The organism is Streptomyces sp. NPDC043176 (assembly GCF_056436715.1).
Window position 1 is genome coordinate 73,452 of record NZ_JBWKCA010000027.1, and the last position, 20,696, is coordinate 94,147.

A 20,696-nucleotide genomic window follows, 5' to 3' on the forward strand; every position below is an offset into this window, starting at 1 on the left:
CCCGTACCTCCCACCGGGGCGCGGGCGAAGGGAGAACCGTGAGGCGCGTGCCGGACGAACCGTCCCTCGACCCGGCGGTGCCCGCTCTGCTCGCCAAGGTCGGCAGGTACCCGCAGCACCACGGCGGGCTCGGCGTGGTGCGTACCCTCGGCCGGGCGGGCGTCACCGTGCACGCCGTCGTCGAGGACCGGCTGACCCCGGTCGCGCTGTCCCGGCACCTGTCCCGCGCGTTCGTCCGGCCGACGACCGGCCTGGAGGGCCCGGACGCGCTCCTCGCCGCCTTCCTCGCCATCGGCCGCTCCATCGGCACGCCGTGCGTCCCGGTGCCGACCGACGACGAGGCGGCGATCCTGATCGCCGAGCACGCCGACGCCCTCGCCGAGCACTTCCTGCTGCCCCCCGTCCCCGCCGGACTGCCCCGGCTGCTGGCCGGAAAGGCGAGCCTGCACGCCCTCTGCGAGGACCTGGGCGTCGGTTCGCCCCGCAGCAGGGCGCCCGCCGACCGCGACGAACTCGTCGACGCGGGACGGGAGCTGGGCTTCCCCGTCGTCCTCAAGAACCGCGACGCGTGGACCCGGCTGCGCACCCCGGCGGTCGGCAGCACCACCGCGATCCGTGACGAACGCGGCCTCCTCGACCGGTTCCCGCCCGGCGAGCTGCCCCCGGTCCTCGTGCAGGAGTACATCCCGCGGGAGGGCGCCGAGGACTGGATCGCCCATCTCTGCTGCGGCGCGGGCGGCGCGCCCCTGGCCGTGTTCACCGGCCTGAAGCTGCGCTCCTGGCCCCCGCACGCCGGGGTGACGACCAGGGCGGTGGCCCTGGGCAACCCCGTCCTCGCGGAGCTGGCGGCCGACCTGTGCCGCCGGATCGGCTACTGCGGGGTCGCGGACCTCGACTGGCGCTACGACGGCCGCGACGGGCGGTACAAGCTGGTGGACTTCAACCCGCGGACCGGCGCCCAGTTCCGCCTCTTCGAGAACACCGACGGCGTGGACGTCGTACGGGCCCTGCACCTCGACCTGACGGGCCGTGACGTGCCGGCGGGTCCGCAGGTCGATGAGCGGGTCTTCGTCGCCGGCCATCTCGACCTGCCGTCGGTGGCCGCGTGGCTGCGGGAGGAGCGCCGGCTGCCGCCGGGCCTGCTGCCGGTGGTGGAGACCGAGCGCGCGTGGCTCAGCGGGGAGGACCCGCTGCCGGCCGTGGCGGAGGCGGTCCGCTTCCTCGGCACGGTCACCCGCCGCCTCGGCCGTGACGTGCGCACCAGGACGGCGGGCGTCCGGGACGCGGCACGCGGGAAGGCGGCCCTGGTCCGCGCCTGAGGGCGTGGACGGGCGGGGACTCCGGTCGGCGCCGCCCTGGGTGTGGAGGCGCCCGGTGATCTTCGTCGTCCCGGGCGTGGGGGTGTCGGGTGATCTTCGCCGTCCCGGGTGTGGAGGAGCCCGGTGATCTCCGTCGGCCGCCTTGCCACGGCCTGGGTTTTCCCGGCCGGATAGGCTCAGGGGCGTGGAGTCGCAGGAGAAGAAGAGTCGTCGGCCCTGGGTGGTGGGGGTCTCCGGCGCGTCGGGTACGCCGTACGCCGCCGCCGTGCTGAGGGGGCTGCTCGCCGCGGGGGAGGGCGTCGACCTCGTCGTGTCGCGGGCCTCGCGGCTCACGCTGCTCGACGAGACGGGGATCTCCTTCCGCGACGCCCACTGGCGCGAGGACCTGGCGGCCTGGCTGGCGCGGGGCGCCGACGGGAAGCCGGACACCTTCGACGTCGCGGACCGCCTGGACGACGTGCGGTACTGGGCGGCCGGGGATCTGGCCGCGGGGCCGTCCTCGGGTTCGTACCCGGCGAAGGGGATGCTGGTGGTGCCGGCCTCGACCGCCGCGGTGGCGGGAGTGGCGCTCGGGCTCTCCAAGGACCTGCTGCAGCGGGTCGCGAGCGTGACGCTGAAGGAACGGCGTCCGCTGGTGGTCGCCGTGCGGGAGACCCCGCTGAACGGACAGACGCTCAAGCACATGGTGGCGCTGGACGAGGCGGGCGCCGTGGTGCTGCCCGCCTCTCCGGCGTTCTACGCGGGGGCGACGCACATCCAGGATCTGGTGGACTTCGTCGCCGGGCGGGTGCTCGACGCGGCAGGGGTGCCGCACGAGCTGTACCGCCGTTGGGAGGGAGACCTCGGTGGAGGTTCCCGTTCTGATTAGCGCTTCTTGGCGCGCTTCTTCGCGGCGCGCTTCGAGGCGGCGGTCGGCTGGTGGGCACGCGAGCGGTTGGCCAGGTCCTGCAGCTCGCGCATGCGTGCGTAGGCCATCTCGATCGTGTACACGGTGAACACCACTCCTGAAAGATCGTCTTTGATCTGCTGAAAGATTCACAGGGTGTCGTCCCTGTGTACCTTAGATTCTACACCTAAACTCGCGGTATCGCTGGACAATGGAAGGTTCCTCCCTATGGACGCCGTGGACAGGCAGCTCATCCAGGCCCTGCGTGAGAACGGCCGTGCCTCGTACGCCGAGCTCGGCCGGCTCGTCGGGCTCTCCGGCCCTTCGGTCACGGACCGCATCAACCGACTCGAGGCGGCGGGGGTCATCACCGGCTACCGCGCCACCGTCGACGCCGCCTCGCTCGGCCTCGGCGTCACCGCCCTGATCGGCATCTCCCTCTCCGACGCCGCCGACCACGAGGACGTGGCCCGCCGGCTGAAGGACCTCGCCGAGATCGAGGACTGCTGGTTCATCGCCGGCGACGACTCGTTCATGCTCAAGGTCCGCGCCAACGACGTCGACGGCCTGGAGAAGACCATCCGCCGGCTCTCCGGCACCAAGGGCGTCTCCCGCACGCGTACGACGATCGTGCTCTCCACCAAGTGGGAGAACCGGGTCGGAGAGCTGCCCGAAGAGGGCTGAGAGTACGGTGGGGAAGCCTTGGTTTCGGAGATAAAGGGAGGCGGCCGCATGGACGCGGGGCTCAAGCGTGAGCTGGAGCAGAAGGTCCGGGACGGTGAGCGGCTGAGCCGTGAGGACGGCATCGCCCTGTACGAGTCCGACGACCTCGCCTGGCTCGGCGGTCTGGCCCACGAGGTCCGGACCCGCAAGAACGGCGACGTGGTCCACTTCAATGTCAACCGGCATCTGAACATGACCAACGTCTGCACCGCCTCCTGCGCGTACTGCTCCTTCCAGCGCAAGCCGGGCGAGAAGGACGCGTACACCATGCGCATCGAGGAGGCCGTGCGCCTCGCGAAGGCGATGGAGAACGAGAACCTCACCGAGCTCCACATCGTCAACGGGCTGCACCCGAACCTGCCGTGGCGCTACTACCCGCGCTCCCTCTCCGAGCTCAAGAAGGCCCTGCCGAACGTCTCCCTCAAGGCGTTCACGGCCACCGAGATCCACCACTTCGAGACGATCTCCGGGATGTCCGCCTCCGACATCCTCGACGAGCTGATCGAGGCCGGTCTGGAGTCCCTGACCGGCGGCGGCGCCGAGATCTTCGACTGGGAGGTCCGGCAGCACATCGTGGACCACCGCACCCACTGGGAGGACTGGTCCCGGATCCACCGGCTCGCCCACGAGAAGGGGCTCAAGACCCCCTCGACCATGCTGTACGGGCACATCGAGGAGCCGCGCCACCGCGTGGACCACGTGCTGCGGCTGCGTGAGCTCCAGGACGAGACCGGCGGCTTCCAGGTCTTCATCCCGCTGCGCTACCAGCACGACTTCGTCGACATGCAGGACGGCAAGGTCCGCAACAAGCTCCAGGCGCGCACCACGATGGCGACCGGGGCCGAGGCCCTGAAGACCTTCGCGGTCTCCCGGCTGCTCTTCGACAACGTGCCGCACGTCAAGGTCTTCTGGGTCATGCACGGCGTCCAGACCGCGCAGCTCGCGCTCCAGCACGGCGCCGACGACATGGACGGCTCGGTCGTCGAGTACAAGATCACGCACGACGCCGACAACTACGGCACCCCGAACAAGCTGGGCCGCGAGGACCTGCTGGAACTGATCCGCGACGCCGGCTTCCGCCCCGTCGAGCGCAACACCCGCTACGAGATCATCCGCGAGTACCCCGGTCCGGACGCCGACCGCCGCGAGACCCCGCAGGCGATGCGTTTCTGACGCGTACGAGGAGAAGGGCCGGCGGGAGGACCCCGCCGGCCCTTCTCCGTTCCTCCGCGTCGAACGGGACCACCGGCCCGGTCACGTCAGGGGCAGCAGCATGACGACGTCGTCGCGGTCGTCGCCCGGGGCGACCCGGATCGCTCCGGGGACGCGGCCGACCTCCTTGTAGCCCGCGCGGGCGTAGAAGCCCTCCAGGCCGAGGCCGCCCCGGCAGGTGAGGCGGATCGCCTCGATCCCCTCGAAGCCGTCGGCGGTACGGGCGGCCCGCTCGGCCGCCGCCATGAGGTCGAGGCCGTACCCCTTGCCCTGGTGGCGGGGGTGGACCATCACCGTGTAGAGCCACACCCAGTGACCCATCAGCGGGTGGGTGTTGAAGGTGAAGAAGGCCGTGGCGGCGATCTCGCCGTCCTCGTCGCGGCCGACGAGGAGCCGGGTGCGGCCCTCGGTCATCGCGACGAGGTGCCTGAGCAGTGCCGGGCGGATCTCGTCGGGCGTGACGGGGGCGACGAAGCCGACCGCGCCGCCCGCGTCGGTGACGTCGGCCCAGAGCGCGAGGACGCCCTCGCGCAGGGCGGGATCGACGGCCGGGTCCACCTCGAAGGTAAGGGTCATGAGCGTATGTTATCTATTACTTCGTCCGGCGCTCAAGAGGTCGCGGCCTCCGTGCGGCCCCCGCTCCCGGCGAGCGCCCCTCCCCGTGCTTCACTGGAGGGGCGCCGGTCCCGTAAGGGATCTTGGGAACTTTTCGGAACGTCGGAACGGAAGAGTGGGCTGACATGCTCCGCTACACGCTGATGCGTCTCGGCATCTTCGCCGGATGCTTCCTCGCCCTGTGGGGTCTCGTCTACGCCGGCGTGCTGCCGCGCGGTCTCGGCGACTCGAACCTGCTCTGGGTCCTCGTCCTCGCCATCGTCATCTCCGCCCCGCTCAGCTTCGTCCTCCTGCGCAAGGTGCGCGACGAGGCGAGCGCCGAGGTCGTGGCGAAGGTCGACCGCGCGAAGGGCCGGCTGGCCGCGAACCGGTCCCAGGAGGACGCGCTGTAGCGCACCACGGCCGCGTAAAAGCTGCGTAAGCTTCCTCACAGACATCCACCCCGGGTAGGGCCTTCCAAGGCTCCCGCCTGGGGTGTTCTGCGTTTCGGAGGCGAAAAGGGGTCCCCGTACCCCAAAGAACAGCTTTGAGGTTCTCAAAGTTCAAGTGTTAACGTGTTCGACATGACGACAGCAGTGCGCCCCTCTCATGCCGCGAGCATCCCGCTCGTGGCGCGCCTGCACGTCGATCTCTGCCGCTGTATGTCCGCGGTCTGTTGCCGCGTGCTCTGATCCGGCATCATGCAGCGGCCCGCGCTCCGGCGCGTGTGTGCCGCACCCCCGTCCTCGTATGTCCCTATACGCACCTGTGGAGTGTGTCTGTGTCCGCGCCCGCGAACGCGCCTGAGGCCAAGCCCTCGTCCCGCATACCGAAGGTCCCCTTCTGGGCCCAGATCATCGCCGGTCTGGTCCTCGGCGCCCTGCTCGGCTGGGTCGCCCGCAGCCAGGACGTCTCCTGGCTGAAGGAGACCCTCGGCCAGGTCGGCGACATCTTCGTCCAGCTGCTCAAGCTGGCGGTCGCCCCGCTCGTCTTCTTCGCGATCCTGGTCTCGATCACCAACCTGCGGAAGGTGAACAACGCCGCCAGGCTCGCCACCCGCACCCTGCTCTGGTTCATGATCACCTCGCTGATCGCGGTCGCCATCGGCCTCGCGATCGGCCTGGTCACCAACCCGGGCTCCGGCACCGGCCTCACCCCGCAGGACGGCAAGCTGCCGAAGCGCGAGGGCTCCTGGATCGACTTCCTCACCGGCATCGTCCCGACGGACGTCATCACCCCGTTCACCGAGCTGAACGTCCTCCAGATCGTCTTCATGGCCGCCGTCGCCGGCATCGCCGCCCTCAAGCTCGGCGACCGCGCCAAGCCGATCCTCACCCTCTCCGAGTCGATCCTCGAGCTGCTGCAGAAGGCCCTGTGGTGGGTCATCCGCCTCGCCCCGCTCGGCACCGTCGGCCTCATCGGCTTCGCCATCGCCGACTACGGCTGGGACCTGATCGGCAAGTACGCGACCTTCACCGCCGACGTCTACGTCGGCTGCGCCCTGGTCCTCTTCGGCGTCTACCCGCTGCTGCTCGCCACGGTCGCCAAGGTCAACCCGCTGCACTTCTACAAGGGCGCCTGGCCGGCCATCCAGCTGGCCTTCGTCTCCCGCTCCTCGGTCGGCACCATGCCGGTCACCCAGAAGGTCACCGAGCGCCTCGGCGTCCCGAAGGAGTACGCCTCCTTCGCCGTCCCGTTCGGCGCCACCACCAAGATGGACGGCTGCGCCGCGATCTACCCGGCGCTCGCCGCGATCTTCATCGCGCAGATCTTCGACGTGCAGCTCGGCATCGGCGACTACCTGCTGATCGCCTTCGTCTCCGTCATCGGCTCGGCGGCCACCGCCGGCCTCACCGGCGCGACGGTCATGCTCACCCTGACCCTCTCCACCCTCGGCCTCCCGCTGGAGGGCGTCGGCCTGCTCATGGCGATCGACCCGATCCTCGACATGATGCGCACCGCGACCAACGTGGCGGGCCAGGCCCTGGTCCCGGTCATCGTCTCCGCCCGCGAGAAGATCCTCGACCACACCGCGTACGAGAACGCCTCGGCCTCCCCGGTCGACGAGGCGGAGCCCGAGCCTGTGCTCGCCGCCTGACGGCCCCGTTCGCACACCGCCGCGTGCCCCCCACCCGAGAACCGGGCGGGGGGCACGCGGCGTTCGTACGGGCGGCGGTGGCGCGCGTGCGGGGAGGGCGGTCGCGCGGGGCGGCGCGTACGGGAGGGCGGTCGCGCGGGGCGGCGCGTACGGGAGGGCGGTCGCGCGGGGCGGCGCCGACGGGTGCCGGCCGGAGCGGCCCGGCACGTCGTGAAAAGCCCACGACGCTCTCGCCGCCAGGGCCTACCGCGCAGTAAGGTTACCGGCTAGTCAAAGGATCGCCAGGGCGCAACGTACCGACGCACGACCTCAGTTCATCGCGATAACCGAGGAGCCGCACGTGTCCGTCGTCACCGCCGCATCCGGCACCGAACCGGTCGAGCCGAGCAAGACCCTGGTGGACGGGCGGGTCCGGGAGGTCTCCGTGCCGCCGCTCGTGCCCCTGGTGCGGCGCGGCTCCCTCGCCGACCTGCCCTACGACAACGCCCGCCAGGAACCCGACGCCCCGCTCTTCTCCCGCAAGGACGCCGAAGGCCGGTGGCACGACGTCACCGCCGCCCGCTTCGCCGCCGAGGTCCACGCCGTCGCCAAGGGGCTCATCGCCCACGGGCTGCGGCCCGGCGACCGGCTCGCGCTCATGGCCAGGACCACCTACGAGTGGACCCTGATCGACTTCGCCGCCTGGGCCGCCGGACTCGTCACCGTCCCCGTCTACCCGACCTCCTCCGCCTTCCAGACCCGCTGGATCCTCCAGGACTCCGGCGCCGCCGCCTGCGTCGTCGAGGACCCCGGGCAGGCCCGGCTCGTCTCCGCCGAACGCCGACAGCTCCCCGGCCTCGCACACCTCTGGGTCCTCGACGCCGGCGCCGTCGACCAGCTCCGCAGAGCCGGGACCCGGGTCGCCGACGAGGCCGTCACCGCCCGCCGGGGACTGCTCACCCCGGAGACCCTCGCCACCCTCATCTACACCTCCGGCACCACCGGCCGGCCCAAGGGCTGCGCCCTCACCCACGCCAACTTCTTCGCCGAGGTCGACAACGCCGTCCGGCTGCTCCACCCCGTCTTCGTCTCGGAGAGCAAGGAGCCCGCCGCCACCCTGCTCTTCCTGCCGCTCTCCCACGTCTTCGGGCGCATGGTCTCCGTCGGCTGCGTCCGCGCCCGGGTCCGGGTCGGGCACGCCCCCTCGGTCGAGGGCGAGGAACTCCTCACCGACCTCGCCGGCTTCCGGCCGACGTTCCTCCTCGCCATCCCGTACGTCCTGGAGAAGGTCTTCAACACCGCCCGCGCCACCGCCGAACGCGGCGGAAAGGCCGCCGCCTTCGACCGGGCCGCGCGGATCGCCCGCCGGTACGGGCAGCAGGCCACACCCTCCCTCGCCCTGCGCGCCGCCCGCGCCCTGTACGACCCGCTGGTCTACCGGCGGATCCGGAACGCGCTCGGCGGCCGGGTGAAGTACGTGATCTGCGGCGGCTCCCCGCTCGGCGCCCGCCTCGCCGAGTTCTTCGCCGGCGCCGGCGTCGAGGTCTTCGAGGGCTACGGCCTGACGGAGACCACCGCCGCCTCCACCGTCACCCCGCCGCAGCGACCCCGCACCGGGACCGTCGGCTGGCCGCTGCCCGGCACCGCCGTCCGCATCGCCGACGACGGCGAGGTGTGGCTCAAGGGCGGCCACGTCTTCGCCGGCTACTGGGACGCCCAGCGCGGAGCGGCCCTGCCCCACACCGACGACGGCTGGTTCCCCACCGGCGACCTGGGATCGCTCGACGCCGACGGCTACCTGCGGATCACCGGCCGCAAGAAGGACATCATCATCACCTCCGCCGGGAAGAACGTGGCCCCGGCCCCGCTGGAGGACTGGTTGCGCGCCCACCCGCTGGTCGCCCACTGCCTCGTCCTCGGCGACGACCGGCCGTACGTCTCCGCCCTCGTCACCCTCGACCACGAGGGCCTCACGCACTGGCGGCGGATGCGGCACAAGGACCACCTGGCGCTCTGGGAGCTGGCGCGGGACGCGGAGCTGCTCGCCGCGATCCAGCGGGCGGTCGACGACGCCAACCGGCTGGTCTCGCGCGCCGAGTCCATCCGCGCCTTCCGGGTCCTGACCGCCGAGTTCTCCGAGAGCTCCGGCCACCTGACGCCGTCCCTGAAGCTCAAACGGCGTGCGGTGCTGCGGGACTTCGCCCGCGAGATCGAGGAGATGTACGGACCCGGGGCCGAGTAGCCGCCGAAATCCCGCTACGGCCAGAGGAGTTCGCGGGTCCAGCCGCCGGACTCGCGGCGGTAGCGGAGGCGGAGGTGACGGCGTCGCCCGTCGCCCTGGAAGAACTCGACCTCGGCCGGCTCGACGACGTACAGGGTCCAGGTCGGGGAAGGGGCGTCCGGCTCGGCCTCGGCCCGGCGCCAGGCCGCCGCGCTCGCCTCGGCGAGGGTCTCGGGGGAGTCGAGCACCTCGCTCTGGCGGCCGACCAGGGCGGAGGCGAGGGCACCGGTGGTGCGGGCGTGGAGGTCCGCGTACGCCTCCTCGGCGGTGCCGGTGGTGACGTAGCCCCGGACGCGGACCTGGCGGCCCTGGACCGGCCAGTAGAAGCCGAGCGCCGCCTCGGGGGTGGCGGCGAGCTGGCGGCCCTTGGCGCTGGTGGCGTGGGAGGCGAAGTGCCAGCCGCGCTCGTCGGCGTCGTGCAGCATCACCGTACGGACGTCGGGCCTGCCGTCCTCGTCCACCGTGGCCAGGGAGAGGGTGTGCGGCTCGGTCTGGCCGGCCGCGACCGCCTCGGTGAACCAGTGGTGGAAGAGGGCGAGGGGCTCGGGCGGGGCGCCCACCGGGTCGAACGAGGGGAGCGCGGTGTCCCAGACCCGGAGGGAGCGCAGGGCGTGGTGGAAGTCGGTCATGCGGCCACGTTAGGGCGCGGGGCGGACGGGCCGCCGGCCGGCGCCGCGTAGTCCTCGATCCGGACCGCGTTCGCCGCCGCCTGGATGCCGTCGCGGATCTTCTTCGCGATCAGGTTCTTCCACGGGGTCTTCGGCAGCGTCCGCACCATGAGCATGCGCAGCGCGATCTTCCACCTGGAGTCGACGGTCATCTCCTTGACGAAGCCTTCGGCCATCCGCTGGTTCTGCTCCACGCCGGGCCGCATCCGCTCCTCGTAGCGGGCGAAGGCCACCGTGTGGTCGCCGTGCGCCCTGGCCAGCTCGCCGGCGAGGACGTACGCGCCGGTGAGGGCGAGGCCGGTGCCCTGGCCGGAGGCGGGCGAGGCGCAGTGGGCGGCGTCGCCGAGGAGGACGACGCGCCCCCTGGACCAGCGGTCCATCTCCACCAGGGACATGGAGTCGAGGTAGAAGTCGTCGGCGGCCGCCGCGTGCTCCAGGAGGCGGGGGACCTCCCAGCCGTCGCCCGCGAAGGTGTCGGCGAGCATCCGCTTCTGGTCGGTGACGCTCCGCAGGTCGTACGGGACGTCCTCGGGCGCCGAGAAGACGAAGAGGTTCTTCGCGTCCGACTCGCCGGAGGAGCTGTAGACGCAGAGCAGCTTCTGCGGGAGCGCGTGGTACGTCTCCCAGCGGTCGAGGCCCAGGTGGTTGGGGGCGGTGAAGATGGAGATGTACGCGCCGAGGTGGCGCTTGAACCGCTCCTCGGGGCCGAAGGCGAGCTTCCGCGTGTTCGAGTGGAGTCCGTCGGCGCCGACGACCAGGTCGAAGCGGCGGACGGTGCCGCTCTCGAAGGTGACGGTGACGCCGTCCGCGTCCTCCGCGAGGGCGGCGATCGAGTCGTCGAAGAGGTACTCGACGTCGTCGCGGGTCCGGTCGTAGAGGATGCGGGCGAGTTCGCCGCGCATGATCTCGTCGTCCTCCTCGACGCGCCCGCCGAAGATGTCCGCCGGCAGTTCGCCGATGGTGCGGCCGGCGTCGTCGACGTACGAACCGCCGCGCATGTCCGTGGACTCGGCCCGGATCTCGTCGAGGACGCCCATCCGGCGGCAGACCTCGATCGCGGTGCCGCGGATGTCCACCTTGTAGCCGCCGGTGCGGAGTGCGGGAGCGCGCTCGACGACGGTCGGGACGAAGCCGTAGCGGTGGAGCCAGAGGGCGAGGGCGGGGCCGGCGATCGAGGCGCCGGAGATCAGGACGGTCCGGGCGGGGGCGGCGTCGCGGTTCATGTCAGGACTCCTTGTCGGGTGTCTGCGGGCTGTTTCCCTGCCCGCGGACACGACTATACGGATGTCCTACACGCTTGTCTATGACGCTTGTATAGATCTTCGGGGCGGCTACCGGTCCCGACCGAGGACCACCGTCCCCGAGGAGCAGAACCAGCCCCCCGTCCCCGACGCCACCGCCAGCTCCGGCAGCGAGCCGTCCGGCCGGCGGACCTGCAACCCCGGCGCCTCGCCGCGCAGTTGCCGTACCGCCTCCACCAGCAGGAACAGGCCGCGCATCCCCGGATGGCAGGCCGAGAGCCCGCCGCCGTCCGTGTTCACCGGCAGCCGGTCCTTCTCCGCGAAGAACGCCCCGCCCTCGCCCTTCGCGCAGAACCCCAGGTCCTCCAGGGTCACCAGCGTCATGTAGGTGAAGGCGTCGTAGATCTCGGCGACGTCGACGTCGGAGGGCCGGACGCCCGCCCGCTCGAACGCCAGCCGGCCGCTGACCGCCGCCGGGGAGACCGTGAAGTCCTCCCACTCCGACATCGTGGTGTGCGAGACGTGCTCGCCCGCGCCGAGCACCCACACCGGGGCCGTACGGCAGTCCTGGACGTACTCCTCCGCGACGAGCAGCACCGCGCAGCCGCCGTCGCTGCGGATGCAGCAGTGCAGCTTGGTGAACGGGTCCGCGATCATCGGTCCGTCGAGCACCTCGTCCACGGTGATCGGGTCCCGGAACATCGCCTCCGGATTGAGCGCCGCGTTCGCCCGCGCCTGGACCGCCACCTCGGCGAGCTGCTCCAGGGTGGTCCCGTACTGGTGCATGTGGCGCCGGGCGGCCATCGCGTACTTGGCGATCAGGGTGTGCCCGTACGGGACCTCGAACTGCAGCGGGCCGCGCGACCCGAAGGACAGGTTCGCGGTCCGGCGCCGGGCCCGGATGTCGGCGCGGGCGGTGGAGCCGTACACGAGCAGGACCGCGTTCGCGCGGCCCGCGGCGATCGCGTCGGCGGCGTGCGCGGCCATGACCTCCCAGGTGGCGCCGCCGACCGCCGTCGAGTCCACCCAGCGGGGGCGCAGCCCCAGGTACTCGGCGACCTCCACCGGGGCCAGGGTGCCGAGCCCCGCCGAGGCCAGGCCGTCGATCAGCGAGCGGTCGAGGCCGCTGTCCGCGAGGGCGCGGCGGGCGGCCTGGGCGTGCAGGGCGTAGGGGGTGGCCTCGTCGACACGGCCGCAGTCGGAGAGCGAGACCCCGACGACGGCGACACGGCGGGCGCTGCGCGTGATGGGCATGAATCTGACGGTACATCAGATCAGTCGAATCGGGACCGGCGCTTCTCTGGGCAACCCGCCCCGCGCCGCCCTAGCATGACGCACCGTCAGATACGGAGGGAGCTCCATGGACGCCGCCGACCACGCCGCGCTCACCGCCGGGCCAACGGACCCGCTCACCGCCTCGCACCCCCCCACGGCAGCCGCCAGACCGCCGGAACCACGCCCCGCCCCGGCCGCCCTCACGCCCACGGCATCCGCCATGCCGACGGGACCGCACCCCGCCCCGGCCGCCCTCACGCCGACGGAACCGTCCGTCGCCGAAGTCGCCGAGGTCTCCGAAGTCGCCGAGGTCGCCGAGGCCACCGAGGTCGCCCCCACGCCGACGGAACCGTCCGCCGCCGAGGCCACCAAGGTCGCCGGCCAGGGGCCGGCCGTCCGGCGCGCCCTGCGGGAGCTGCTCGCCGAACGGGCCGGACCGGACGAGAACCGCGCCGCGACCGCGACCCCCGAGGGGTACGACACCGCCCTCTGGGCCCGCATGTCCGGCGCCCTCGGCCTGGCCGGACTCACCCTCCCCGAGGAGTACGGAGGCACCGGCCGGGGCCCCGCCGCCCTCGCCCTCGCCTGCGAGGAGACCGGCCGCGTCCTCGCACCCTCGCCCCTCCTCGCCACCGCCGTCCTCGGCGCCCCGCTGCTCGCCGCCCTCGGCACCCCGGGCCAGCGCGCCGAGTTCCTGCCGCGCCTCGCCGACGGCAGCCTGACCTGCACCCTCGCCGTCCCCGGCACCCTCGCGCTCGCCCTCGGCCTGACCGGCGACAACACGGCGCACCCCTGGTCGGGCGACGGCCGGGCCGGCGGCATCCAGGCGACGCGCACGGCGGACGGCGGCTGGCGGCTGTACGGCGAGGCCGCCCAGGTCGTCGACGGTCACAGCGCCGGACTGCTGATCGTCGCCGCCCACACCGGAGGCTTCGCCCGCAGCCGCACCCTCCTCTTCCTCGTACGGGCCGACGCCGCCGGGGCACCCGGACTCGTCCGCACCCGGCAGCACGCCCTCGACCCCACCCGCGCCCGGGCCACCGTCCAGTTCCGCGACACGGGCGCCGAACTCCTCGGCGAGGAACCCGTCGACGTCCTCGGCGCCCTCGCCGCCGCCGGCCGGGCCGCCGCCGTGATGCTCGCCGCCGAGGCCGTCGGCGCGGCCCGGGAGGCCCTGGACCGCACGGCCGCCCGCACCGGGCCCCGCGAACCGTCCGGCCGGCCCGCCGGCCCCTCACCGGCGGTCGACCCCCGGCTCGCCGACCTCTACGTCCAGGTCGAGGCCGCCCGCTCCCTGACCCACTGCGCGGCCCGCGAACCAGGCCCCGGACCGGAGAGCGGCCCCCTCGCCCTCGCCCACGCCCTGGAGGCGCTGCGCGCCACCGCCGGCGAGGGCGTCCAGCCGCCCGGCGGCACCGGCCCCACCCGGGACCAGGAGGCGTACTTCCACCGGGCCGCCTCCGACGAACTGCTCTTCGGCCCGGCCCGGCGCCTGCGCGCCCGGGCCGCGGAACGGACCGGACTCTTCGGAGAGGTGGCGGCGTAGATGCCCGTCGGCGTGAGACTCATGCAGAAGGTGTCCTCGACCCGGACCTTCGCCAGGATCGCCCCGCACGTCATCCCGGCGATGGACCGGACCGTGCACCGGCTGACCCGCGGCAAGGTGCTGCTCAGCGCCCGCATGCTGCCCGGCGTCGTCCTCACCGCCCGCGGCGCGAGGACCGGGCAGCCCAGGGTCACCCCGCTCGCCTGCATGCCCGAGCCGGACGGCGGCTGGCTGCTCGTCGGCTCCAACTTCGGCCGCCCCGGTCACCCGGCCTGGACCGCGAACCTCCTCGCCCACCCGGAGGCGGAGGTCAACTGGCGGGGCGAGGACGTCCCCGTGCGCGCACGGCTGCTCGCGGGCGACGAGCGTGCCGCCGCCTGGCGGTCCGCGCTGGAGTTCTGGCCGCCGTACGCCACCTACCAGGCCCGCGTGGAGCGCGAGATCCGGCTCTTCCGCCTGACGAGGCGGTGACGCCCCGAAGAGCCCCACGCCCGGCCCGGGACACGGCCCGGGACACGGACCGGCCGCGGAGACCGGCCGCGGAGACGGGCGGCGCGCGGTCCCGGAGGCCGCCCGACCGGCCCCGGACACGGCGACGCCGACGGCGGTCCCGCTCCTCCTCGCGGAGGGCGGGCCGCCGCCGGCATCGACGACAGGACGGGTGAAGGAACGGACGGGGCTAGCGGGTCGGCTTCTTGCCGGTGATGCCCAGATGCACCAACAGGGCCAGGTTCGGCTTGAGTTCGGCCTGCTTCACACCCCAGGTCTGGAAGCCCTTCTGGTGGCCGGCGACCGAGGCCAGCATCGCCACCAGGGAGCCGGCCATGGCGGCGGGGTTGACGTCCTTGTCGACCTTGTTCTTGGCCTGGAGGTCCTTCACCGCGTCCGTGAGGGAGTTGGTGACCGAGTTCAGGATCTTCATGCGGATCTTGTAGAAGCGCTTGTCGCCCTCGGCCGCGCCGAGGTCCACGACCCGCAGGATCGCGTCGTGCTTGCGCCAGAAGTCCAGGAAGCCCTCGACGAGTTCCTCGGAGGTCTGCCAGCCGGCCTTGCCGACCCAGGAGCGCCCGGAGACCAGCTCGGTCAACCCGGCGCCCTCCTTGGCCATTTCCTCCGCGATCTCGAGGACCGCCCCCTCGACGTCCGGGAAGTACTGATAGAACGTCGCGGGTGAAGTACCCGCCTTCCGGGCCACATCGATGACCTTGACGTCCCGGTAGGGCGAGGAGCTGAGCATCTCACCGAGGCAGTCGAGCAGCTTCTGCCGCGTCGCCTGGCCGCGTCGTCCGGCCACGCGGCCGTCGACGGTGCGTACTTGTCCTGTCATGCCGTCAGCTTACCGAGGGGCGATCGGCGCGCGATTCGGCCGAGTGCAAATGGGGTGCGGGCCCGTTCCGCGGGCGTTCTGCGAGGTCGGCGCGGGTGTGCGGGCCGGGGCGCGGGGGCGGGTTCAAGCCAGGTTGCCGACGTTCTCGACCGGCCGGGGGAGCGGCGCACCCGAATAGGCTTATGAACAGGCTGTGGACAACTTTCGTGGACAACCCAGTCACCCCAAGGGCCGCGAGCCCGTGCGGGGCCGGTGAAGCGCCCCCTCGCCCCCTGCCGGGCCGCGCGGGCCGTGCGGGGCGGGCCCCGCCGTCCTAGCGTGGAACCATGGCCGTACGCATTGAGGGCACCCCCTGCTGGGTGGACGCACAGCTCCCCGACCTGGAAGCCGGCAAGCGCTTCTACGGCGAGCTCTTCGGCTGGACCTTCGACGCCGACCGCGACGAGGCCCTCCTCGACGGGCGCCGGGCCGCCGGACTCGTCCCCAAGCGGGACGGCCGCATGCCCACCACCTGGACCCTCTACCTCGCCACCGAGAACGCCGGCACCCTCGCCGCCCGGATCAAGGCCGCCGGCGGCCAGATGGTGATGGAGCCCTACCCCGTCGGACCCTTCGGCGTCCTGGCCCTCGCCGCCGACCCCGGCGGCGCCGTCTTCGGCCTCCGCCAGTCCGGCGACGACGACGGCTTCGCCGTCACCAACGAACCGGGCGCCTTCTGCTGGATGGAGGTGTACACCCGCCGTCCCGAGGCCGTCGACACCTTCTACGCCACCGTCTTCGGCTACCTCGGCCGCCAGGCCGACGCCGCCGAGGAGGGCCGCGACCCCTCCTTCGACTACCGCGTCTGGTCGCCCCCCGGCTCCCGCGCCGGCGACGACACCGCCTTCGGCGGCCGCGCCGTCATCACCGACGACTTCCCCGCCGAGATGCCCGGCCACGTCCTCGTCTACTTCGCCGTCCACGACTGCGACGACGCCTGCGCCACCACCGAACGCCTCGGCGGCCGCGTCGCCACCCCTCCCTTCGACACCCCCCACGGCCGCATCGCCGTCCTCCACGACAACCAGGGCGCCCGCTTCGCCGTCCTCGCCGAACCCAAACCCCCCGAGAAACCCCGCCCCACCGACTGACCACCCGCCGCCGATATGAGGTGTGACACCGTTCCTAGGGACTGAGCGGGAGCGGGTCCTGTCGCCAGAACTCGTACTCAGCCGCGTTCCCCGAACGGTCTTGGGAACGCTGGTCGCCCGCGTTCGCTCCGCGTCCGGGCGGCACGGATCGTGTCCGTGGTCCGGGAACGCGGCGGCGGGGTTCCTCACGCCCGAGGGTGCCCGGCCCGGCCTGGACGGTCCGATGCCCCGCACCATCGCTCCGGTGATGCGGGGGCGGTGCCGTCCGTCGCCGGATCGGGTGCCCTTGGGCGCGCCTTCCGATCGCCACGGCGGCTGCGTCGTGGCGGGTGGTCTTGCGGCTCTTGCTGCTCAGGGGCCGCTGCCAGTGCTGGGCACCCCATCTGCTGGTGTAGGCGGGGTCGACGGCGATGACCGCGATGCCGCAAGCATCGGCCATGGAGGTCAGCCGAGATCTGAGCCTGCTGGTGGGCATGCCGCAGACGAGCTGCCGGAACCGGCGCTTGCGCCCGTACTTCTCCCTCGTCTTCTCCGCGGCGAAGTCGAGGTCCTCGACCGCGATCGCGCGGACGCCTTGGGCCTGCGCCCAGTGAAGGAGGCGGGTGAGGGCGTGGCGGACGTGGGCGTCGCGGTGCGCGGTCGACCCGGTCAGGTCGTAGGGGAAGCGGCGGGGGTTTCCGGTCGGGTTGCCATGGGTGTCGAGGCGCCAGGCGGCGAGGTGGTCGGCGTTCGTGTCCACGCCGATGACGCCGCCGCCGAGTGCGGTGGCCAGGGGGAGGGCGGGAGTCGGGGGGATCTGCCAGGACGCGGTCAGATACCAGCGTCCGCGTTCCACGTCGTGGTGGATGCGATAGGCGACTGCCCTGTTGGCTCCGACGCGGTCGGTCCACTCCCGGCTCCGGTGCGCGAACCGCGCCCGTCCCACGCACACGTACCGGCCGCGAGGCGCGTTCGCCAGGGGTGCGAGCGGGGTCGGGAGCTTGAGGCTGATCTCGCCATCGGGAGTGACACGGATGGTCTCGTTGCCGAACGGTTTGCCCGACTCGCCATCGGCCTGGCAGAACCAGCGCTCCGCCTCCCATCGCTTGCGCCACTCCACCTCGGCGGTCTGTGCCGCTGCGAGGTGATGGCGGCTGTGGAGCAGACGCTTCCCGCCACGCACCACACGTACGACGCCTGCTTCCCATTCGGTCCGTGCGGACGCCAGCCGGTCCTCCAGCACGCCGAGACGTCGTGACTTCAGGAACCATTCGCGCCTGGACCGGTACCCACCCGGGGTCTTTCTCGTCCCCTTCGTCCCGACCGGCAGGGACAGTCTGTGCCGGATCATCGCGATCCCGGCCTCGAGACCTCTGATGTGGGCGAGCCGAGAGCGTCGAGCCAGTGCCCACTGGTCGTGCGTCGCCTTCGTCAGGCTTCCCGCCCAGCGGGATGACGACAGGGGTGTGAGTACGCGCTTGCGCGTCGCCCAGGACGCTGCGGAATGCCCCAGTCCCTCGGCGCAACGGGTCCTGAGGTCGCGCGATGCGAGGGAGCCCAGGTGCGCGCTCACCAGCGCAAGGACCTTCTCGTCCCCATGGGTGAGGCCCTTGAGGCGAGTGCGGATCGTCACGCCTGAGGGCCTCGGGGGCACGAATGGCGGTCGAATCCGCGCGGTGGGCTTCACGCCGCCCACCGTGCCATCACCACCCGTACAAACACACAGCTATCGCACGCCTACACCGCAACAAGCGATATCTCGAACACTCGCCCGTATTCGTCGAAAGAGAACACGTGACACCCCGATCCGCCCCCGGGTTCGCAACCAGGCCCTCGGACAGGAAGAATCAGGGCCACGGGGCCGTACCCTCATGGCCCGTACGGGGAGGTGGCAGGCAAGTGGAACAGCTGACGCAGCACGACCCGAGACGTATCGGGCCCTTCGAGGTGCTGGGCCGGCTCGGCGCGGGCGGGATGGGCCTGGTCTATCTGGCGCGGTCGGCCTCGGGCCGGCGCGTGGCGATCAAGACCGTGCGCACGGAGCTCGCGGAGGACCAGCTGTTCCGGGTCCGCTTCACCCGGGAGGTGGAGGCGGCGCGGGCGGTCTCCGGCTTCTACACGGCGGCCGTCGTCGACGCCGACCCGCGCGCGGCCGTGCCGTGGCTGGCCACGGCCTATGTGCCGGCGCCCTCCCTCGAGGAAATAGTGAACGAGTGCGGGCCGCTCCCGGCCCAGGCGGTCCGCTGGCTGGCGGCCGGTGTCGCGGAGGCCCTGCAGTCCATCCACGGCGCGGGGCTCGTCCACCGTGACCTGAAGCCGTCGAACGTCCTGGTCGTCGAGGACGGCCCGCGGGTGATCGACTTCGGCATCGCGTCGGGGGTGTCCAACACGCGGCTGACGATGACCAACGTCGCCGTCGGCACCCCCGCCTACATGTCGCCCGAGCAGGCCCGCGACTCGCGCAGCGTCACCGGCGCGAGCGACGTCTTCTCGCTGGGCTCGATGCTGGTCTTCGCGGCCACCGGTCACGCGCCCTTCCACGGCGCGAACCCGGTCGAGACCGTGTTCATGCTGCTCAGGGAAGGTCCCGACCTGGCGGGCCTGCCCGACGAGCTGCGGCCGCTCATCGAGTCGTGCATGCAGACGGACGTCACCCGCCGGCCCTCCCCGGCGGACCTCCAGGCGCAGCTGGCCCCGCACCTCTTCGGGCCCGGCAGCGACGACAGCGGTACGGCGTCGGCGTGGCTCCCGCACAGTGCCACGGCGATGATCGAGCGGCGCCGGGGCGGCGGCCGTACGCCGGTGCCGCCGGTTCCCGCGGACCCGCCGGAAAGCTTCTCCGACCCGCGCTTCCCGGACCGCGCGCCCGCGGGCGGGAGCCGGCCGGCTCCCGCCCGCGGCGGTCGTCACCCGGAGCCCGTCGGGGGCCCCGGCGGCCGTCACGCGGGTCCCGCCGAGAGCGCGGGCGGTCCGGTGCGCCTCGGGGGAGCGACCGTGCCGATCGGCCCGGGTCCCCGGGTCGCCGACACCCGTGCCGCGCTGGCCGTCGGCCTGAGCGCGGACGCGGGTCCGGCGACCGGCTGGATCCGGCCGCCCGGTGGCGGTCCGCACGGCGCGGAGCCCGGTCCGGCGCCCGGCTCGCGTCCGCTGAACGTCCCCGCGCAGGGCGGCACCGACCAGACGGCCCCGCAGCCGCCGCCGGAGCCGGGGCACTGGCGTCCGTGGCGCTTCCGCATGTCGAACGACGTGTGGGGGACCCCGGTCGTCGACGGCGACCTGCTGTACGTGACCTCGTTCGAGGTGCACGCCCTGGACACGGGAAGCGGCCGGCGCCAGTTCAAGACGCGGGACGTGGCCTGGTCGATGGCCGTGTCCTCGGGCCGCATCCACGCCTCGGACGGGCCCACGCTGTACGCGCTGGACGCCACCGACGGCACCGAGCGCTGGCGGCTGCACACGGACGCCTGGGTGTACTCGCTGCGGGTCGACCGGGGCACGGTGGTGACCGGGACGCGCGGTGGCGGGGTGCAGGGCTGGGAGGCCTCCAACGGCGCCAAGCTGTGGGAGATCAGCGGCGCGCAGACGGACTTCGAGACCCCGGAGGCGGGGCCCGCGGTGCACGGCGACACCGTGTACGTGTGGCGGGACGCCCGGCTCCAGGCCCTCGACGCCCGGACGGGGGTGGAGCGCTGGTCGTACCCGATCGGCGACGCCGCCTCCTGTGCCAACGTGCCGGTCCGGGTGGCGCCGGCCGAGGACGGCTGCGTGTACGTCTCCGCCGGCACGCGGGTGCTGTCGATCGACATCGCGGCCGGTCACGTGCGCTGGCACTTCGAGGCTCCGGCCGTCTTCCTCTCGCCGCCGGCGTTCGCGCCGGGGCCGGCGGTCACGGGCGGCGGGGTGTACCTGTCCGACCACCTCGGCACGGTGTACGCGCTGGACGCCACCACCGGCCAGGACCGCTGGCGGATCGCGACCGAGCCGCGCCAGTCGGCCGAGCCGGTGCTGGTCGCCGACGGCAACGTGCACGTCGGCAGCGGCAGCGCGCTGTACACGCTGGACGCGGTCACCGGCACCCCGCGGTGGCGGTTCGCGGCGGGCGGCGAGCTCGTCGGCGCGCCGGTGGTCGCGGGCGGCCGGGTGCACTTCGGCTCGGCCGACCACGTGCTCTACACCCTGGACGCGACCGGCGGGCAGCTGCGCTGGAAGCTCGCCACGGGCGGCGAGATCACCGGCTCCCCGGTGGTGCGGAACGGCGTCGTGTACGCGTGCAGCAAGGACCGCTGCGTGTACGCGCTCGACGCGGTGAAGGGCACGGCGACGGGCCGGGGGTCCGGCGGCCGCTAGGGCCTGTGTGATGTCGTGATCAGTTGCCGGGTTCTGTGCTCTTCGTGGGGTGGAACCCGGTAGGACTGTGGTCGTGACGCGTAGGCAACTC

At 72.7% G+C, this 20,696-nt stretch carries 18 protein-coding genes; 11 read left to right on the top strand and 7 right to left on the bottom strand.

Translation table 11 applies throughout. The annotated features are described in order from the left end of the window. Positions 1-47: 47 nt before the first annotated feature. Entirely contained in the window at positions 48-1,319 is a 1,272-nt protein-coding gene (locus AC067A_RS32375) for a carboxylate--amine ligase (protein ID WP_479246474.1), read from the top strand. A 184-nt stretch (positions 1,320-1,503) separates the two neighbouring features. Then, positions 1,504-2,187, top strand: a complete 684-nt coding sequence (locus AC067A_RS32380) for a UbiX family flavin prenyltransferase (RefSeq protein WP_479246476.1) — start codon at positions 1,504-1,506, stop codon at positions 2,185-2,187. Here AC067A_RS32380 and AC067A_RS32385 read toward each other — a convergent pair. After that, a complete protein-coding gene (locus AC067A_RS32385) occupies positions 2,184-2,321 on the bottom strand; it encodes a hypothetical protein (protein ID WP_189806327.1) in 138 nt (45 codons plus the stop codon). The genes AC067A_RS32380 and AC067A_RS32385 overlap by 4 nt on opposite strands. Before the next feature lie 112 nt (positions 2,322-2,433). Between AC067A_RS32385 and AC067A_RS32390 the strand changes: the two genes are divergently transcribed. After that, a complete protein-coding gene (locus tag AC067A_RS32390) occupies positions 2,434-2,889 on the top strand; it encodes an Lrp/AsnC family transcriptional regulator (RefSeq protein ID WP_017241016.1) in 456 nt (151 codons plus the stop codon). 48 nt (positions 2,890-2,937) lie between these two features. Next, positions 2,938-4,101, top strand: coding sequence for an aminofutalosine synthase MqnE (gene mqnE, locus AC067A_RS32395; protein WP_376484722.1), 1,164 nt, complete (start codon positions 2,938-2,940; stop codon positions 4,099-4,101). An 81-nt stretch (positions 4,102-4,182) separates the two neighbouring features. Here the strand turns inward: mqnE and AC067A_RS32400 are convergent, their stop codons facing one another. Then, a complete protein-coding gene (locus AC067A_RS32400) occupies positions 4,183-4,716 on the bottom strand; it encodes an N-acetyltransferase family protein (protein ID WP_479246478.1) in 534 nt (177 codons plus the stop codon). Positions 4,717-4,880: 164 nt separating this feature from the next. On the opposite strand from AC067A_RS32400, the gene AC067A_RS32405 reads away from it, so the two are divergent. From AC067A_RS32405 to AC067A_RS32415, 3 genes are all read left to right on the top strand, one after another. After that, positions 4,881-5,147 carry a DUF4229 domain-containing protein gene (locus AC067A_RS32405; protein WP_479246480.1) on the top strand — a complete coding sequence of 89 codons (267 nt, stop codon included), beginning with the start codon at positions 4,881-4,883 and terminating at the stop codon, positions 5,145-5,147. Between the two features lie 368 nt (positions 5,148-5,515). Next, positions 5,516-6,832, top strand: a complete 1,317-nt coding sequence (locus AC067A_RS32410; RefSeq protein ID WP_479246482.1) for a dicarboxylate/amino acid:cation symporter — start codon at positions 5,516-5,518, stop codon at positions 6,830-6,832. A gap of 340 nt (positions 6,833-7,172) precedes the next feature. Next, on the top strand, positions 7,173-9,053 hold the full coding sequence (locus AC067A_RS32415) for an AMP-dependent synthetase/ligase (protein ID WP_479246483.1): 1,881 nt from the start codon (positions 7,173-7,175) through the stop codon (positions 9,051-9,053). Positions 9,054-9,067: 14 nt separating this feature from the next. Here AC067A_RS32415 and AC067A_RS32420 read toward each other — a convergent pair whose 3' ends face one another. The 3 genes from AC067A_RS32420 to AC067A_RS32430 all read right to left on the bottom strand — a co-directional run bounded on the left by AC067A_RS32420 (position 9,068) and on the right by AC067A_RS32430 (position 12,255). After that, positions 9,068-9,721, bottom strand: a complete 654-nt coding sequence (locus tag AC067A_RS32420) for a pyridoxine/pyridoxamine 5'-phosphate oxidase (RefSeq protein ID WP_479246485.1) — start codon at positions 9,719-9,721, stop codon at positions 9,068-9,070. Next, positions 9,718-10,983, bottom strand: coding sequence for an FAD-dependent monooxygenase (locus AC067A_RS32425; protein ID WP_479246487.1), 1,266 nt, complete (start codon positions 10,981-10,983; stop codon positions 9,718-9,720). The genes AC067A_RS32420 and AC067A_RS32425 overlap by 4 nt, the downstream gene beginning before the upstream one ends. A 108-nt stretch (positions 10,984-11,091) precedes the next feature. After that, positions 11,092-12,255 (bottom strand): thiolase C-terminal domain-containing protein, encoded by a 1,164-nt coding sequence (locus AC067A_RS32430; RefSeq protein ID WP_479246489.1) that lies wholly within the window; start codon positions 12,253-12,255, stop codon positions 11,092-11,094. A gap of 106 nt (positions 12,256-12,361) precedes the next feature. Here AC067A_RS32430 and AC067A_RS32435 point away from each other — a divergent pair, with 106 nt between their 5' ends. Together AC067A_RS32435 and AC067A_RS32440 are read left to right on the top strand one after the other, a co-directional pair. Then, a complete protein-coding gene (locus AC067A_RS32435) occupies positions 12,362-13,822 on the top strand; it encodes an acyl-CoA dehydrogenase family protein (protein ID WP_479246491.1) in 1,461 nt (486 codons plus the stop codon). Next, positions 13,823-14,293 (top strand): nitroreductase family deazaflavin-dependent oxidoreductase, encoded by a 471-nt coding sequence (locus AC067A_RS32440; protein ID WP_479246493.1) that lies wholly within the window; start codon positions 13,823-13,825, stop codon positions 14,291-14,293. A gap of 208 nt (positions 14,294-14,501) precedes the next feature. Here AC067A_RS32440 and AC067A_RS32445 read toward each other — a convergent pair whose 3' ends face one another. Next, positions 14,502-15,149, bottom strand: a complete 648-nt coding sequence (locus tag AC067A_RS32445; protein WP_470874056.1) for a TetR family transcriptional regulator — start codon at positions 15,147-15,149, stop codon at positions 14,502-14,504. Between the two features lie 326 nt (positions 15,150-15,475). Between AC067A_RS32445 and AC067A_RS32450 the strand changes: the two genes are divergently transcribed. After that, positions 15,476-16,279, top strand: coding sequence for a VOC family protein (locus tag AC067A_RS32450; RefSeq protein WP_479246495.1), 804 nt, complete (start codon positions 15,476-15,478; stop codon positions 16,277-16,279). Positions 16,280-16,313: 34 nt separating this feature from the next. Here the strand turns inward: AC067A_RS32450 and AC067A_RS32455 are convergent, their stop codons facing one another. Continuing rightward, positions 16,314-17,444, bottom strand: a complete 1,131-nt coding sequence (locus AC067A_RS32455; protein WP_479246497.1) for a nuclease/transposase family protein — start codon at positions 17,442-17,444, stop codon at positions 16,314-16,316. Between the two features lie 713 nt (positions 17,445-18,157). Here AC067A_RS32455 and afsK point away from each other — a divergent pair. Continuing rightward, on the top strand, positions 18,158-20,605 hold the full coding sequence (afsK, locus tag AC067A_RS32460; RefSeq protein WP_479246499.1) for a protein serine/threonine kinase AfsK: 2,448 nt from the start codon (positions 18,158-18,160) through the stop codon (positions 20,603-20,605). The last annotated feature ends 91 nt before the right edge of the window (positions 20,606-20,696 follow it).

Excerpts from the sequence above, each read along its gene's own strand:
- AC067A_RS32390 (WP_017241016.1), top strand. The coding sequence starts at position 2,434 with ATGGACGCCGTGGACAGGCAGCTCATCCAGGCCCTGCGTGAGAACGGC.
- mqnE (WP_376484722.1), top strand. The coding sequence starts at position 2,938 with ATGGACGCGGGGCTCAAGCGTGAGCTGGAGCAGAAGGTCCGGGACGGT.
- AC067A_RS32400 (WP_479246478.1), bottom strand. The coding sequence starts at position 4,716 with ATGACCCTTACCTTCGAGGTGGACCCGGCCGTCGATCCCGCCCTGCGC.
- AC067A_RS32405 (WP_479246480.1), top strand. The coding sequence starts at position 4,881 with ATGCTCCGCTACACGCTGATGCGTCTCGGCATCTTCGCCGGATGCTTC.
- AC067A_RS32420 (WP_479246485.1), bottom strand. The coding sequence starts at position 9,721 with ATGACCGACTTCCACCACGCCCTGCGCTCCCTCCGGGTCTGGGACACC.
- AC067A_RS32425 (WP_479246487.1), bottom strand. The coding sequence starts at position 10,983 with ATGAACCGCGACGCCGCCCCCGCCCGGACCGTCCTGATCTCCGGCGCC.
- AC067A_RS32430 (WP_479246489.1), bottom strand. The coding sequence starts at position 12,255 with ATGCCCATCACGCGCAGCGCCCGCCGTGTCGCCGTCGTCGGGGTCTCG.
- AC067A_RS32435 (WP_479246491.1), top strand. The coding sequence starts at position 12,362 with ATGGACGCCGCCGACCACGCCGCGCTCACCGCCGGGCCAACGGACCCG.
- AC067A_RS32440 (WP_479246493.1), top strand. The coding sequence starts at position 13,823 with ATGCCCGTCGGCGTGAGACTCATGCAGAAGGTGTCCTCGACCCGGACC.
- AC067A_RS32445 (WP_470874056.1), bottom strand. The coding sequence starts at position 15,149 with ATGACAGGACAAGTACGCACCGTCGACGGCCGCGTGGCCGGACGACGC.
- AC067A_RS32450 (WP_479246495.1), top strand. The coding sequence starts at position 15,476 with ATGGCCGTACGCATTGAGGGCACCCCCTGCTGGGTGGACGCACAGCTC.